Source organism: Nocardiopsis sp. NPDC006139 (assembly GCF_040614155.1).
Taxonomy (GTDB): Bacteria; Actinomycetota; Actinomycetes; order Streptosporangiales; family Streptosporangiaceae; genus Nocardiopsis; species Nocardiopsis changdeensis.
This window is the reverse complement of record NZ_JBEXTT010000001.1, coordinates 451,433-466,273: the sequence shown is the minus strand read 5'-3', so window position 1 is coordinate 466,273 and position 14,841 is coordinate 451,433. Positions and strand designations below refer to the sequence as shown.

The following is a 14,841-nucleotide window of genomic DNA, read 5'->3' as shown; positions in this document are numbered from 1 at the left end:
CGCTCGGTCTCGGTCCGGATACGGTGGAGCAACGATAGGGTCGCGTAGTTACCTCCGCGTGACATAATCTTGGTCTTGCGCAGGATGTATGTCGCAATTGCCGGATGAATCCGGGTGTGGGGGAAACGATGAGGGCTCGACTCCAGGTGGTCGCCGGCGGCGCCGTGCTGCTGGGCACCATGCTGACCGGGTGCGGCCTGGCCTTCGGCCGCGAGCAGATCGAGGGCCCCGACCTGCCGCCCGGGTCCGACGCCGTCACGATCCCCGAGGAGAACGTCGACGCCCACGACGTGCTCATCGTCGTGGACGACGGCTCCGAGATCCACGAGGAGTGCGAGGGGCGCGAGGTCGTGGTCTCGGCCGACGACGCCGTCGTGGTGCTCGACGGGTCCTGCGGCGTGGTCCGCGCCACCGGCCGCGGCTCCACCGTCGACGTGGGCTCGGCCGACAAGATCGTGCTGGTCGGAGTGGACAACACCATCTCCTTCGCGGGCGGCGAGCCCACGATCGTCAACCAGGGCCGCAACACCACCGTCGCCGAGGGCGGGGTCGCCCAGGAGTGACCCCCGCGGCGCCCGGGCGCCGCGATCCCGTGTCACGACGGGATTCCGTGTCGCCGGATTGACCGCCCCGCCACCTGAGAGTGACCTTCGATCGGTTACGGTGGTCAGCGTCCACGTCCGCGTCGGCGCGGAGGAGGGCCACGGATCGGACGGATGCCACCACCGAGGGTGAACTTTCGGTGTCGGTCGGCTGTATCGTTCCCCCGTCCGACTCTGAGGCGGTACGGTCGTTTCGTCCCGCCCGTCGTCGGGGCGGCACGACGGCGGGGGCGGACACGTGAGACCCGCTAGGGGAGGGGTGGATGAGCGGTTATGTCGCCCGGGTGCGACATGATGAGTCGCCCGGAGGCGATGCGGGCCTCGACCCGCTGGTGCGGTCCGCCGCCCAGCGCTGGGCGGCCGCGGACCCCCTGCTGCCCGAACCGGTGAGCTTCGCCGCCGACTCCTACCCCCTGCTGACCGTCAGCGACGAGGACGGCCGCACGGTCGCGGCGGGCGCCATGCACTACACCTGGTACCAGCCCGGCGAGGTCGGCCGGATCTGGGGCGTGCCCGACCAGCACTGGCTGACCCCCATCGTCGGCGGCCCCGAGCCCGCCCGCGCCCTGGACTCGCTGCTCACCAGCTGGCGCGACCAGCTGGAGGACCTGCCCACCGGCACCGGCTCGGAGTCGGCCGCCCTGGTGAGCTGGCCCGCCCGCGACGTCTGCGGCATCATCCCGCTCCAGCGCCACGGCCTGCAGCCCTACACCGTGCTCGCCGCGCGCCAGCGCCGCCGCGGCGTGCCCCCGTCGCTGCCGCCGCGCGACGTCACCATCCGCCTGGCCGACCGCAGCGACCTCACCCAGGTGGTGGGCCTCCTCATGGAGGAGCACCGCTACGAGCAGCACTTCGGCGGCGTCTTCCTCCAGCCCGACACCGCCGAGCAGACCCGCAAGGTGGCCGCCCGCGCCCTGGAACGGGACCGCTCCTGGATCTGGCTGGCCGAGCGGCGCGGCCGCGCCGTGGGCCTGCTGTGGGTGTCCCCGCCCGAGCGGTCCCGCTGGGCCAAGTCCCTGGTCAAGGCGCGCCCGATCGCGCACATCGGCTACGGCGTGGTCACCGCCGCCGAACGCGGCAACGGCATCGGCACCGCCCTGGTCGGCCAGGCCCACCAGGCCCTGGACAGCCACGGGGTGGGCGTCTCGGTGCTCAACTACGCCGCCATGAACCCGCTGTCGGGCCCGTTCTGGCACCGCATGGGCTACCGCCCGGTCTGGACGACCTGGGAGATCCGCCCCGCCCTCGCCCTGCGCTGACCGCGGGCCGACCGGCCCCGCCTCCCGGCGTCCGCGGTCCCCTGGGCTAGCCTGTGCGCGAACGCACGGGCGCGTGGGAGGGGACGGACATGACCGTGGACGACCGGGGGCCGGCGGGCGGCGAGCACGTCGAGATCGTCGAGGTGGGGCCGCGCGACGGGCTGCAGAACGAGGCGAAGGTGCTCTCGGTCGAGGACCGGATCGCGATGATCGACCGGGCCGCAGACGCGGGGCTGCGCCGTATCGAGGCCGTCAGCTTCGTCAACCCCAAGAGGGTCCCGCAGATGGCCGGGGCCGAGGAGATCATGAAGGGCGTGCGGCGCGCCCCGGGCGTCTCCCACATCGGGCTGGTCCTCAACCGGCGCGGCCTGGACCGGGCGCTCGAGGCCGCGGTGTCGGAGGTGAACGTCGCGGTGCCCGCCACCGACGGGTTCTGCGTGCGCAACCAGGGCACCACCGTCGACGGGATGCTCGACGCGCTGGCCGACATCGACCGGGCCCTGGAGGGCACCGGCGTCCCGCTGAGCGTCACCGTGTCGACGGCGTTCGGCTGCCCCTTCGACGGGGAGGTGTCCACGGAGCGGGTGGTGGAGGTGGTGCGGCGCATCGCCGACACCTCGGCGGTGGAGATCGCGCTGGCCGACACCATCGGCGTGGGGGTGCCCCACCAGGTCACCGAACTCGTGGGGGCGGTGGCCGCGGTCGCCGGCGGGCGCGCGCTGCGCTGCCACTTCCACAACACCCGCAACACCGGTTACGCCAACGCCTGGGCGGCGGCGGAGGCCGGGGTGCGGGTGCTGGACTCCAGCGTGGGCGGCTTCGGGGGCTGCCCGTTCGCGCCCGCCGCGACCGGCAACATCGCCACCGAGGACCTGCTGTACCTGCTGCACCGCAGCGGCCTGCACACGGGCGTGAGCCTGTCGGCGGCCGCCGCCCTGGGCGACTGGACGGGCGAGCGCCTGGACAAGGCGCCCCCGGCCTACCTGGGCCGCGCCGGGGACTTCCCCGCCTGACCGGCCCGCCGGCCCCGCCGGGGCGGGGCGACGGTGCTCGCTCGCGGCACCCTTCGCGCCCTTCGCGGGACGGGCCCTCTCGTCCCTTGCCGGGACGCTCGTACGCACTCGGCGGGGACCTGCGTGTCCCTTCGGGTCCTTCGCGACGGGTCCTCTCGGCCCCCGCCGGGGCGGGGCCCTCCCGGGCCGGGGCGGTCGTACGCGCTCGGCGGGGACGCGCGTGTCCCTTCGCGGATCCCGTCCGGCAGGGGCCGGGGATACGGTCCCCGCCGGTCCGAGACCGGCCACCCGGGTGACGGGTGGGGCGGGCGGGGCCTGTGGTGTTCGTCGCGAAGCGGGGGCGGCGCAGGAAGGGGCGGCGGCGGACGGGAAGCCCCTTCCGGCGGGCGTTTCCGTGACCGTGACGCACACGACACGGCCGCCGCCGCGGGGGCGCCTTCCCCTGGCCCCCGGGATCGTCGCAGGTCGCGGTGGGAACAGCGGCCCCGGGAAAGGTGTTCTGCGGATGTGGTTCCGCGGGGGCCTGTTATCCTGGTGCCCCGTGGATGTCCGGGCGGACCGAAGCGATGATCCCACCGCCTCGGAACCGGACCGCCGCACGGCCGCTCTGGCTCCTCCGAGCCCGCCGTAGCCACTCAACCCACGGGAGCAACACTTTGGCATCCGCCGCGAGTACCAAGCACCTTTTCGTTACTGGCGGCGTCGCCTCCAGTCTCGGCAAAGGCCTCACCGCTTCGAGCCTCGGCCGGCTCCTGAAGTCGCGCGGGCTGCGGGTCACCATGCAGAAGCTGGACCCGTACCTCAACGTGGACCCCGGCACGATGAACCCGTTCCAGCACGGCGAGGTGTTCGTCACCGACGACGGCGCCGAGACCGACCTGGACGTGGGCCACTACGAGCGCTTCCTCGACACCGAGCTGTCGGCGACCGCGAACGTCACCACCGGGCAGATCTACTCCAGCGTCATCGCCAAGGAGCGGCAGGGCGCCTACCTCGGCGACACCGTGCAGGTCATCCCGCACATCACCAACGAGATCAAGTCGCGCATCTACGCGATGGACGACCCCGAGGTCGACATCGTCATCACCGAGATCGGCGGCACGGTCGGCGACATCGAGTCGCAGCCGTTCCTGGAGGCGGTCCGCCAGATCCGGCACGAGATCGGCCGCGACAACTGCTTCTTCCTGCACGTCTCGCTGATCCCCTTCCTGGGCCCCTCGGGCGAGATGAAGACCAAGCCGACCCAGCACTCGGTCGCCGCCCTGCGCAGCATCGGCATCCAGCCCGACGCCATCGTGTGCCGCTCGGACCGGCCCATCACCCAGAGCCTGAAGGCCAAGATCAGCCTCATGTGCGACGTGGACGAGGCGGGCGTGGTCTCCACCCCCGACGCCCCGTCCATCTACGACATCCCCAAGGTCCTGCACCGCGAGGGCCTGGACGCCTACGTCGTGCGCCGCCTGGGCATGCCGTTCCGCGACGTGGACTGGACCGAGTGGGACTCGCTGCTGCGCCGCGTGCACCAGCCCGACCACGAGGTCACCATCGCCATGGTCGGCAAGTACATCGACCTGCCCGACGCCTACCTGTCGGTCTCCGAGGCGCTGCGCGCCGGCGGGTTCGCCACCGACACCCGGGTGAACATCCGCTGGGTCGCCAGCGACAACTGCGCCAGCCCCTCGGGCGCGGCCGCCGAGCTGGACGGCGTCGACGGCATCCTCATCCCCGGCGGGTTCGGCGTGCGCGGCATCGAGGGCAAGATCGGCGCCATCCGCTACGCCCGCGAGAACCGCGTCCCGCTGCTGGGCATCTGCCTGGGCCTGCAGGCGATCGTCATCGAGTACGCGCGCAACGTGCTGGGCCTGGAGGGCGCCAACAGCACCGAGTTCGACGACAAGGCCGTCGACCCGGTCATCGCCACCATGGCCGACCAGGAGGACGTGGTCTCGGGCGAGCGCGACATGGGCGGCACCATGCGGCTGGGCCTGTACCCCGCCGACCTGGGCGAGGGCACCCTGGCGCGCGACCTGTACGGGGGCCAGGCGCAGGCGTCCGAGCGCCACCGCCACCGGTTCGAGGTCAACAACGCCTACCGGCCCAAGCTGGAGGAGGCGGGTCTGGTGTTCTCCGGGCTGTCCCCGGATGGCAAGCTGGTGGAGTACGTCGAGCTGCCCCGGGACGTCCACCCGTTCTACATCGCCACGCAGGCGCACCCGGAACTGCGTTCCCGGCCGACCAAGGCCAACCCGATGTTCCGCGGTCTGATCGCGGCGGCCTTGGAGAACAAGAAGTCCTGAAGGTGGGGCCGGGCGGGGCACGAGCCTGAGAGGCGAGAGCATATGAGTCACACCCGCCCGGCCGGAACCGACAACACGGGGGCGGACGCGAAGATCGCGGACGCCCCCGCGTCGTGGCCGGTGGAGCGGTCCGAGGACCGCTTCCGCTCCCGCCTGGTGGGCATGCGCACCGACTGGGTGCGGATGCCCGGCCCGGGCGGCCGCGGTACGAGCCTCGCCGCCCGCGACTACATGGAGCACCCGGGGGCCGCGGCCGCGCTGGCCCTGGACGACGCCGGCCGGGTGCTGCTGCAGCGCCAGTACCGGCACGCCACCCGGCACACGCTGTGGGAGCTGCCCGCCGGGATCATCGACGGCGAGGGCGAGGGTCCGCTGGCCACCGCCCGCCGCGAGCTGGTGGAGGAGGCGGGGCTGCGCGCCGACACCTGGCACGAGCTCGCCGACTTCTTCCCCAGCCCCGGCTTCTCCAACGAGCGCATCCACGTGTTCCTGGCCCGCGGGCTGTCGGAGGTGCCGGCCGAGGAGATCGACTTCGAGCGCCAGCACGAGGAGGCCGACCTGGTCGCCGAGTGGGTGCCGCTGGACGAGGCGGTGGGCCTGGCCCTGGCCGGGCGGCTGCACAACGGGGCGACGGTGATCGGCGTCCTGGCCGCGCACGCCGCCTCCCGCGAGGGCTTCACCGGCCTGCGCGAGCCCGCCGAGCCGTGACGGGCGCGGGCGGCCCCTCCGGGGTGGAGCGGGTGTGCGCGGCGTTCCTGGACCACCTGAGCGCCGAGCGGGCGCTGGCCGACAACACGCTGGCGGCCTACCGCGCCGACCTGCGCCGGTACCGGGAGTACCTGGCCGCGGCGGGGGTGGACTCGGTCGACCTGGTCACCCCCGCCGTGGCGGGCTCCTTCGTGCGGGCCCTGCGCGAGGGCGGGGACGGGCGGGCGCCGCTGGCGGCGGCGTCGGCGGCGCGCACCCTGGCCGCCGTGCGCGGCCTGCACCGGTTCGCGGTGCGCGAGGGGCGGGCCGCCACCGACCCGACCGCCGACCTGGCCCCGCCCGCCACCCCGATGCGGCTGCCCAAGGCGGTCCCGGTGGAGACGGTCGAGCGCCTGCTGGCGGCCGCCGGACCGGTGGAGGCCCCCGTCGCCGCCGGCGACCGGGCCGCCCTGCTGGCGCTGCGCGACCGGGCCCTGCTGGAGCTGCTGTACGGGACCGGCGCGCGCATCTCCGAGGCGGTCGGCGCCGACGTGGACGACGTGGCCGACGCCGTCGGCCTGGACGCCCCCGTGCCCGAGGACCACGTGGGGCTGGTGCGGATCACCGGCAAGGGCGGCAAGGAACGGCTGGTCCCGGTGGGCTCCCATGCCCGGCGGGCGCTGGCCGCCTACCTGACGCGGGCCCGGCCGGTGCTGGCCCGCGCCGGGCGCGGCCGGGGCGGCCCGGCGCTGTTCCTCAACGCGCGCGGCGGCAGGCTCACCCGGCAGGGCGCCTGGGGCGTGCTGGGGGCGGTGGCCGAACGCGCGGGGGTGGCGGGGGTGTCCCCGCACACCCTGCGGCACTCCTTCGCCACCCACCTGCTCGACGGCGGTGCGGACATCCGGGTCGTGCAGGAGCTCCTGGGGCACAGTTCGGTCACCACTACACAGGTCTACACACTTGTGACAGTCGACCGGCTGCGCGAGGTCTACGCGGCCAGCCATCCGCGCGCGCACCGCCGCGGCGGCTCCGACCTGCGGGAAAGCCCCCAGGGGTAGGGGATCGCGCGTGACCGGATATGTGCGTTCGGTTTCCCTCCGGGGCGAGGACGTGGGATTCTACACTCGGGTTTCATTGAAGTGCGTCGTGTCGGCGTTCTAGAGTCGCCGCACAGAGGTACGTTGCTGTCGACATATTGAGTTTCCGACGGCCGCCAGGCTCCAGGGGCACGGCATCCCTTCGGGCCGTGGCCGGTCCGTAGGGGAGGTCCAGGGTTGTGAACTGGTCGGAGAACGACGCCGCCGCGCACGGCGCGGCCGTCGGCGAGCAGGAACTCGCCGACCCGGTGACCAACCCCTGGGGCACGACACGCAACACGGGGGCCGATCTGCACGCGTCAAGACCTGAACGGACCTATCCGGTGCCAGAGCCCATCGACGAACACGGCCCGGCACGGATTGTAGCACTCTGTAATCAGAAGGGCGGGGTCGGCAAGACCACCACCACCATCAACCTCGGCGCCGCCATCGCCGAGTACGGCAGACGGGTGCTGCTGGTCGACTTCGACCCGCAGGGAGCCCTGTCGGTCGGGCTGGGCCGGCTCGACCCGCGCGAGCTGGACCTGACCGTCTACAACCTGCTCATGCAGCGGGACGTGACGGTCGAGGACGTCCTGCTCAAGACGGACATCGACGGCCTGGACCTGATCCCGAGCAACATCGACCTGTCCGCCGCCGAGGTGCAGCTGGTCGGCGAGGTGGCCCGCGAGCAGATGCTCGGCCGGGCGCTGCGACCGGTGATCGACGACTACGACGTCGTCCTCATCGACTGCCAGCCCTCGCTGGGCCTGCTCACCGTCAACGCCCTCACCGCCGCCGACGGCGTCATCGTGCCGCTGGAGTGCGAGTTCTTCGCGCTGCGCGGTGTGGCCCTGCTCATGGACACCATCCAGAAGGTCCAGGAGCGGCTCAACGAGCGCCTCGTCATCGACGGCTTCCTGGGCACGATGTACGACCCGCGCACACTCCACGCCCGCGAGGTCCTGTCCACCATCATCGACGGCTTCGGCGACAAGGTCTACGGCACGGTCATCAACCGCACCGTGCGCTTCCCGGACGCCACCGTGGCGGGCGAGCCCATCACCAGGTTCGACTCCTCCTCGGCCGGCGCCAACGCCTACCGGGAACTGGCCAAGGAGGTGCTGGCGAGGTGGCCTCTCAGCGGTCGCGGCGCGTGACCCTACCCGGGGCGGACGAACTGTTCTTCCGCCCCAGCGGCACCGAGGTGGACGCGGTGCCCGACACGGAGACCGAACGCCAGTACACGGCACCGGAACAGCGAAGGACCGAGCCCCGGACGCGCCCCGCGCGCGCCAAGGGCTCCACCAGGGTGGTCGACGGCGCACCCAAGCCCAGCGGCAGGCAGCGCCACGACGAGAAGATCACCGTCTACATCTCCGGGCCCGAGCTGCTGGCCCTGGAGCAGACCCGGCTGTCGCTGCGCGCCGAGCACGGGCTGTCCGCCGACCGGGGCCGCCTGGTCCGTGAGGCGGTCGCCGTCCTGCTCGCCGACTTCGAGGAGCACGGGCCCGCCAGCATGCTGGTGCGGCGGCTGAGCGAGGATTGAACAACGCCCGCCCGGTGTCGGAGGGGGTACCGGGGGGCGGGGACGACCGAGGGTGTCACCGGCGGGGGCTGGCCGGTGACACCCTTGTGTGCATGGGTTACGACGACGAGGGGCCGGGGGTATGACGGGGGGACCTCCGGACGAGGCCGTGGAGGCGGGCGAGAACGCCTTCCTGGTGCACCTGGACAACTTCGAGGGGCCGTTCGACCTGCTGCTGGGGCTCATCGCCAAGCACAAGCTCGACATCACCGAGGTGTCGCTGTCGAAGGTCACCGACGAGTTCATCGCGCACATCCGTGCCCACGGGGAGGCCTGGGACCTGGACCAGGCCAGCAACTTCCTGCTCGTGGCCGCCACCCTGCTGGACCTGAAGGCGGCCCGGCTGCTCCCGCGCGGCGATGTGGAGGACGAGGAGGACCTCGCCCTGCTGGAGGCCCGCGACCTGCTGTTCGCCCGGCTGCTGCAGTACCGGGCGTACAAGGAGGTCGCGGCGTTCCTGCGCGACCGGCTGGGGGCGCAGGGCCGCCGGTACGCGCGCGCCGTGCCGCTGGAGGAGCGGTTCGAGGCGCTGCGCCCGGAGGTGCTGTTCAAGCTGGGGCCGCAGGAGTTCGCGGCGCTGGCCGGGATGGTGTTCACCCCCAAGGAGCCGCCGAGCGTCCCGGTCACCCACATCCACCAGCCCAAGACCTCCGTCAAGGAGCAGGGCGAGCTGATGGTGGCGGTGCTGCGCGAGCGGGGGAGCATGACGTTCGCGGAGCTGGCCGCCGAGTGCGACGGTACCTTCGAGGTCATCGCGCGGTTCCTGGCTCTGCTGGAGCTGTACCGGGCCGCGAACGTGGGCTTCGACCAGCCCGAGCCGCTCGGGGAGCTGGTCGTCACCTGGACCGGCGGCGAGGGCGAGGTCGAGGTGGACAGCGAGTACGACGCCGATCCGGCGGACGCGGAGAAGGGGGAGGACCAGTGACCGTGGAGGAGACCGCCGAGGTGCCGCCGACCCTGCGCCGCGACCTGGAGGCGGTGATGATGGTGGTGGACCAGCCGGTCTCGGAGTACGACCTGGCCCGCGCGCTGGGGGTGCCGGTGGCGGTGGTCTCCGAGACGCTCGAATCGCTGTCGCGGGAATACACCGAGCAGGGCAGGGGTTTCGACCTTCGGGCGGTGGCCGACGGCTGGCGCGTGTACACGCGGCCGGAGTGCGCCGACATCGTGGAGCACTTCCTCAAGGAGGGGCAGGAGGTGCGGCTGACCCAGGCCGCGCTGGAGACGATGGCGGTGGTGGCCTACCGCCAGCCGGTCTCCCGTGGCAGGGTCTCCGCGGTCCGCGGTGTCAACTGCGACGGCGTCATGCGTACCCTCGTACTGAGGGGGCTGATCGAAGAGTCCGGTCACGACCCGGAGTCCGGTGCCCTGCTGTACCGGACCACCTCCTATTTCCTGGAACGGCTCGGCCTGCGCAGCCTCGACGAGCTGCCGGATCTGGCACCGTTCCTGCCCGACGACATCGAAGGTCTAGACGACACCGGTGAGCACACCTAACGACAGTTCCCGCGGTGCGCGGGACTACGCCCCGCGCGGTGAGCGCGGCGATCGAAACGACAACGGCGGCGGCCGCGACCGCCGCGACGAACGAGGTCCCCGGGGTGGGGACGACCGCGGCCGCGCAGGCCGCTCCTACGGCGGGGACCGCGGCGGATTCCGCGGCCCGCGCGACGGTGGTGACTCCCGTGGCGGGCGTGACTTCCGTGGTACTGGTGGGGGCCGCAGCGGCGGCCGTGATTTCCGTGGCGCAGGTGAGGGACGTTCCATGAGTGATTCTCGTGACGGTGGAGACCGTCGTTCCTACGGCGACCGCGACTCCCGTGGCGGACGTGACTCCGGCGGCTACGGCGGCGGGCGTTCCTACGGCGGCTCCCGTGAGGGCGGCGACCGTGGTGGTTACCGCGGTGGGCGTGACGGTGGCGACTCCCGTGGCCAGGGCGGCTTCCGGGGTGGCCGTGATGGCGGGGACCGTGGCCGTGGCGGCTACGGGGGTTCCCGTGACGACCGTGGCGGGCGCTCCTTCGGCGGTTCGCGCGAGGGCGGCTTCCGCGGCGGGCGCGACGGCGACGACCGCCGCTCCTTCGGCGACCGCGACTCGCGCGGTCCCGGCGGGCGCTCCTTCGGCGGCTCCCGCGAGGGCGGCTTCCGGGGTGGCCGTGACGGTGGGGACCGTGGCCGTGGCGGCTACGGGGGCTCGCGTGACGACCGTGGCGGGCGTTCTTACGGCGGCTCCCGTGAGGGCGGCGACCGCGGGGGCTACCGTGGCGGGCGCGACGGCGACGACCGCCGTTCCTTCAGCGGTTCGCGTGAGGGTGGCGACCGTGGTGGTTACCGCGGTGGGCGTGACGGTGGTGACTCCCGTGGCCAGGGCGGCTTCCGGGGTGGCCGTGATGGCGGGGACCGTGGCCGTGGCGGCTACGGGGGCTCGCGTGACGACCGTGGCGGGCGTTCCTACGGCGGCTCCCGTGAGGGCGGCGACCGCGGGGGCTACCGTGGCGGGCGCGACGGCGACGACCGCCGCTCCTTCGGCGACCGCGACTCGCGCGGTCCCGGCGGCCGTTCCCACGGCGGCTCCCGCGACGACCGCGGCGGGCGCTCCTTCGGCGGTTCGCGCGAGGGCGGCTTCCGCGGCGGGCGCGACGGCGACGACCGCCGCTCCTTCGGCGACCGCGACTCGCGCGGTCCCGGCGGGCGCTCCTTCGAGGGCGACCGGGACGCGCGTCCCAAGAAGCCCCGGCACAAGATCGACCACTCCGGCGACCTCCCCGGCGGCCGCAAGGTGCGCATGGGCGACATCAAGAGCGAGAACCAGCTCTCCAAGGCCGCCCGCGAGCGCCTCAACGCGCTGCGTTCGGAGTACGACCCCAAGGACGAGGACCGTCCCGACGAGGCCCGCGACAGCTACACCGACGTCGAGGGCGGCATCCGCCTCCAGAAGGCCCTCGCCGCCGCCGGCGTCGCCAGCCGCCGCGCCAGCGAGGAGATGATCGCCGCGGGCCGCGTCAGCGTGGACGGCGAGGTCGTCCGCCGCTTCGGCGCCCGGGTGGACCCGGAGAAGTCCGAGATCCGCGTCGACGGCATGCGCGTCGTCACGTCCCCGGACAAGCTCTACTTCGCGCTCAACAAGCCGCGCGGCGTCGTGAGCACCATGTGGGACCCGGAGGGCCGCCCCACCCTGGCCGACTACACCGGCCAGACCGAGGAGCGGATCTTCCACGTCGGCCGGCTCGACACCGAGACCGAGGGCCTCATCCTGCTCACCAACGACGGCGAGCTGTCCAACCGGCTCACCCACCCGCGGTACAAGGTCATCAAGACCTACATCGCCAAGGTGCCCGGCCCCGTCCCGCACAGCGTGGTCAAGCAGCTGCGCGCGGGCGTGGAGCTGGAGGACGGCCCGGTCGAGATCGACTCCTTCCGCGTGGTCGACAACGACGGTGCGAAGGCGCTGGTGGAGATCCGCCTCCACGAGGGCCGCAAGCACATCGTGCGCCGCGTCATGGAGGCCGTCGGCCACCCGGTCGCGGACCTGGCCCGCACCCAGGTCGGCCCGATCGACCTGAACACCCTCAAGCTGGGCACGATGCGGGCGCTGACCCCGCGCGAGGTCAGCGAGCTCTACAAGGCCGCCGGGCTGTAGGTCCCGGCTGGTTATACAGTTGACGGCGGTCGCGACCCGGGGTCGCGGCCGCCGTTCCCGTTCCTCCGACCGGGGACGGGAACGCGGAACGACGGACAAGGCGGGATCGACGTGGCGGTACGGGCCATTCGCGGAGCGGTGCAGGTCGACGCGGACGAACGCGGGCAGGTGCTGGAGGCCACCGCCGAACTGGTCTCCGAGGTGATGCGGCGCAACGGGTTGGAGCCGGAGGACGTCATCAGCGTGCTCTTCACGGCCACCCCGGACCTGACCAGCGAGTTCCCGGCGCTGGCCGCCCGCGAGCTCGGGTTCGTCGACGTCCCGCTGATGTGCGCCACCGAGATCGGGGTCCCGCACGCCCTGCCGCGCGTGGTGCGGCTGATGGCGCACGTGGAGACCGACCGCCCGCGCGCGGAGCTGCACCACGTGTACCTGCGGGGCGCGCAGGCGCTGCGGCTGGACATCGCGCAGTAGGCGCCGCCGCCCCGGCCGCCGTTCCGCGGACCCGTCGCGGGCGGTGCCCGCCGGACACGCCCTAATCTGGGATGACACGGAATCGGACGTACGGGGCGGGGGAGCACGGTGAGCGGGATCGGGGACGCGGGGGCGCGCGACGGACGGCCGTCCGTGCGCCGGGTCGCGGTGCTGGGGGCCGGCCTGATCGGCACGTCGATCGCGCTGGCCCTGCGTTCGCACGGCGTGGAGGTCCTGCTGTCCGACCCGGACGCGGCCGCCCTGCGGCTGGCCTGCGACCTGGGCGCGGGGGAGCCGCTGGAGGGCTCCGGCGGCCGCCCGGCCGACGTCGCGGTGATCGCCGCCCCGCCCGCGGTGGTCCCGCAGGTGCTGCGCCGGGCCCAGGACGACGGGCTCGCGCACGTCTACACCGACGCGGCCAGCGTGAAGGCGAGCGTGGTGGCGGCCGCCGAGGACCTGGGCTGCGACCTGGCGACCTTCGTGCCGGGGCACCCGATGGGCGGCAGGGAGAAGCGGGGGCCGGGCGCGGCCCGCGCGGACCTGTTCCTGGGCCGCTCGTGGGCGCTGTGCCCGACCGGCAAGGCCGACCCGGGCGCGGTCGAGCGGGTCGCGGAGGTGGCCCGCCTGTGCGGGGCCGACCCGCTGGTCGTCGACGCCGCCGCGCACGACCGGGCCGTGGCGCTGGTCTCCCACGTCCCGCACCTGGCCTCCTCCGCGGTGGCGGCCCGGCTGCTCGACGCGGGCGAGGACGCCCTGACCCTGGCCGGCCAGGGCCTGCGCGACGTCACCCGGGTGGCGGGCGGCGACCCGTCGCTGTGGACGGAGATCCTCACCCACAACGCCGCCCCGGTCGCGCGGGTGCTGCGCGCGGTGGCCGAGGACCTGTCCCGGACCGCCGACGCGCTGGCCGGGCCGGACATGGAGGCCGGACCGGTGCGGGACCTGCTGGTCCGGGGCCGGGACGGGCACGGGCGCATCCCCGGCAAGCACGGCGAGCCGACGCTGCCGGACTATACGGTGATCCCGGTGGTGATCCCGGACGAGCCGGGCACCCTGGGCCGCCTGTTCGCCGCGGCCGCCGACGCCGGCGTGAACATCGAGGACGTGCGCATCGAGCACACCCCGGGCCTGCCGCTGGGCGTGGCGCAGCTGTACGTGCTGCCCGCGGGGGTGGACACCCTCGGCCGGGCGCTGGCCGCCGACGGCTGGTCGGTCCACCCGGGCGCCTGAACGGCGCGCACCGCGTGGGCGGTGCCGCGCGTGGACGCCGCGAGTGTTCCGCGCCGGTAGGCTGGGGCGTCGGCAGTACGACGAGCGGTAGAGGCAGGATCACGTGAGCGGGCAGGGCAGCACCGAGGGCATCGTCATCGCGATCGACGGTCCCTCCGGGTCGGGCAAGTCGAGCACCTCCAAGGGTGTGGCCAGGGCGCGCGGCCTGCGCTACCTCGACACCGGCGCCATGTACCGCGCGCTGACCTGGTGGATGCTCGACAACGGCGTGGACGTGCACGACTCCGCCGCGGTGGCCGCCGCCGTCGGGCGCCCGGTCATCGAGATGGGCACCGACCCGGCCGCCCCGACGGTGTCCGTCGACGGCCGCGACGTGGCCGTGGAGATCCGCACCAAGGAGGTCACCGGCAGTGTCAGCGCCGTCTCGGCGGTGCCGCAGGCCCGTGAGCTGCTGGTGAGCGCCCAGCGGGAGATCATCGACGCCGCCCGGCGCGAGTGCGCGGGCATCGTGGTGGAGGGCCGCGACATCACCACGGTGGTCGCCCCCGACGCCCCGGTGAAGCTGTTCATCACCGCCAGCGCGGAGGCCCGCGCGCAGCGCCGCAGCAAGGAGATCCGCACCGGCGACGTGGCCGGCACCCAGGCCGCCCTGGAGCTGCGGGACAAGCTGGACTCCAGCCGCGCCCACTCGCCGCTGACGCTGACTTCTGACACCGCCGAGCTGGACACCACCGGGCTGGACCTGGACGAGGTCGTCGCCCTGGTCGTCAAGCTCGTCGACGAGGCCGCCGCGGCGGCCCGCGCCTGACCCTCCGGGCGCCCGCAGGGGCCGCCCCTCCCCGGTCCGGCCCCGTGAGCGCGGGGTGACATCGGACACCGGGGGGAACACACGGACACCCGCGGAGGTTGCCCTTCGCGGTACACACGCGGACGCCGACGGCGTCCGCGCCGATCGGGCCGCCCCGTATCGCACGG

14 protein-coding genes are annotated in these 14,841 nt (G+C 73.6%); all 14 read left to right on the top strand.

Annotated features, from left to right (window positions below; all coding sequences use genetic code 11):
- Window positions 1–128 precede the first annotated feature (128 nt).
- The 14 genes from ABZ249_RS01985 to cmk all read left to right on the top strand — a co-directional run bounded on the left by ABZ249_RS01985 (window position 129) and on the right by cmk (window position 14,674).
- On the top strand, window positions 129–563 hold the full coding sequence (locus ABZ249_RS01985; protein WP_220562425.1) for a DUF3060 domain-containing protein: 435 nt from the start codon (window positions 129–131) through the stop codon (window positions 561–563).
- 302 nt (window positions 564–865) lie between these two features.
- Entirely contained in the window at window positions 866–1,861 is a 996-nt protein-coding gene (locus ABZ249_RS01980; protein ID WP_355255917.1) for a GNAT family N-acetyltransferase, read from the top strand.
- 89 nt (window positions 1,862–1,950) lie between these two features.
- Complete coding sequence (locus tag ABZ249_RS01975; RefSeq protein ID WP_355255914.1) at window positions 1,951–2,874, top strand: hydroxymethylglutaryl-CoA lyase; 924 nt, start codon at window positions 1,951–1,953, stop codon at window positions 2,872–2,874.
- Window positions 2,875–3,530: 656 nt separating this feature from the next.
- A complete protein-coding gene (locus tag ABZ249_RS01970) occupies window positions 3,531–5,171 on the top strand; it encodes a CTP synthase (protein ID WP_220562422.1) in 1,641 nt (546 codons plus the stop codon).
- A gap of 42 nt (window positions 5,172–5,213) precedes the next feature.
- Window positions 5,214–5,879 (top strand): NUDIX hydrolase, encoded by a 666-nt coding sequence (locus tag ABZ249_RS01965; RefSeq protein ID WP_220562421.1) that lies wholly within the window; start codon window positions 5,214–5,216, stop codon window positions 5,877–5,879.
- On the top strand, window positions 5,876–6,916 hold the full coding sequence (locus tag ABZ249_RS01960) for a tyrosine recombinase (protein WP_355255909.1): 1,041 nt from the start codon (window positions 5,876–5,878) through the stop codon (window positions 6,914–6,916). The genes ABZ249_RS01965 and ABZ249_RS01960 overlap by 4 nt, the downstream gene beginning before the upstream one ends.
- 218 nt (window positions 6,917–7,134) lie before the next feature.
- Window positions 7,135–8,094 (top strand): ParA family protein, encoded by a 960-nt coding sequence (locus ABZ249_RS01955; protein WP_220562419.1) that lies wholly within the window; start codon window positions 7,135–7,137, stop codon window positions 8,092–8,094.
- A complete protein-coding gene (locus ABZ249_RS01950; RefSeq protein WP_220562418.1) occupies window positions 8,091–8,483 on the top strand; it encodes a hypothetical protein in 393 nt (130 codons plus the stop codon). The genes ABZ249_RS01955 and ABZ249_RS01950 overlap by 4 nt, the downstream gene beginning before the upstream one ends.
- A 121-nt stretch (window positions 8,484–8,604) precedes the next feature.
- Window positions 8,605–9,447, top strand: coding sequence for a segregation/condensation protein A (locus ABZ249_RS01945; RefSeq protein ID WP_355255905.1), 843 nt, complete (start codon window positions 8,605–8,607; stop codon window positions 9,445–9,447).
- A complete protein-coding gene (scpB, locus tag ABZ249_RS01940) occupies window positions 9,444–10,019 on the top strand; it encodes an SMC-Scp complex subunit ScpB (RefSeq protein ID WP_220562416.1) in 576 nt (191 codons plus the stop codon). Before ABZ249_RS01945 ends, scpB begins: the two co-directional genes overlap by 4 nt.
- Complete coding sequence (locus ABZ249_RS01935; RefSeq protein WP_355255901.1) at window positions 10,006–12,162, top strand: pseudouridine synthase; 2,157 nt, start codon at window positions 10,006–10,008, stop codon at window positions 12,160–12,162. The genes scpB and ABZ249_RS01935 overlap by 14 nt, the downstream gene beginning before the upstream one ends.
- 111 nt (window positions 12,163–12,273) lie before the next feature.
- The gene (gene aroH / locus ABZ249_RS01930) at window positions 12,274–12,636 is read left to right on the top strand and encodes a chorismate mutase (RefSeq protein WP_220562414.1); all 363 of its coding nucleotides are present in this window, start codon (window positions 12,274–12,276) and stop codon (window positions 12,634–12,636) included.
- A 117-nt stretch (window positions 12,637–12,753) separates the two neighbouring features.
- Complete coding sequence (locus ABZ249_RS01925; protein ID WP_355256046.1) at window positions 12,754–13,866, top strand: prephenate dehydrogenase; 1,113 nt, start codon at window positions 12,754–12,756, stop codon at window positions 13,864–13,866.
- A gap of 103 nt (window positions 13,867–13,969) precedes the next feature.
- Entirely contained in the window at window positions 13,970–14,674 is a 705-nt protein-coding gene (gene cmk / locus ABZ249_RS01920; protein ID WP_355255898.1) for a (d)CMP kinase, read from the top strand.
- The last annotated feature ends 167 nt before the right edge of the window (window positions 14,675–14,841 follow it).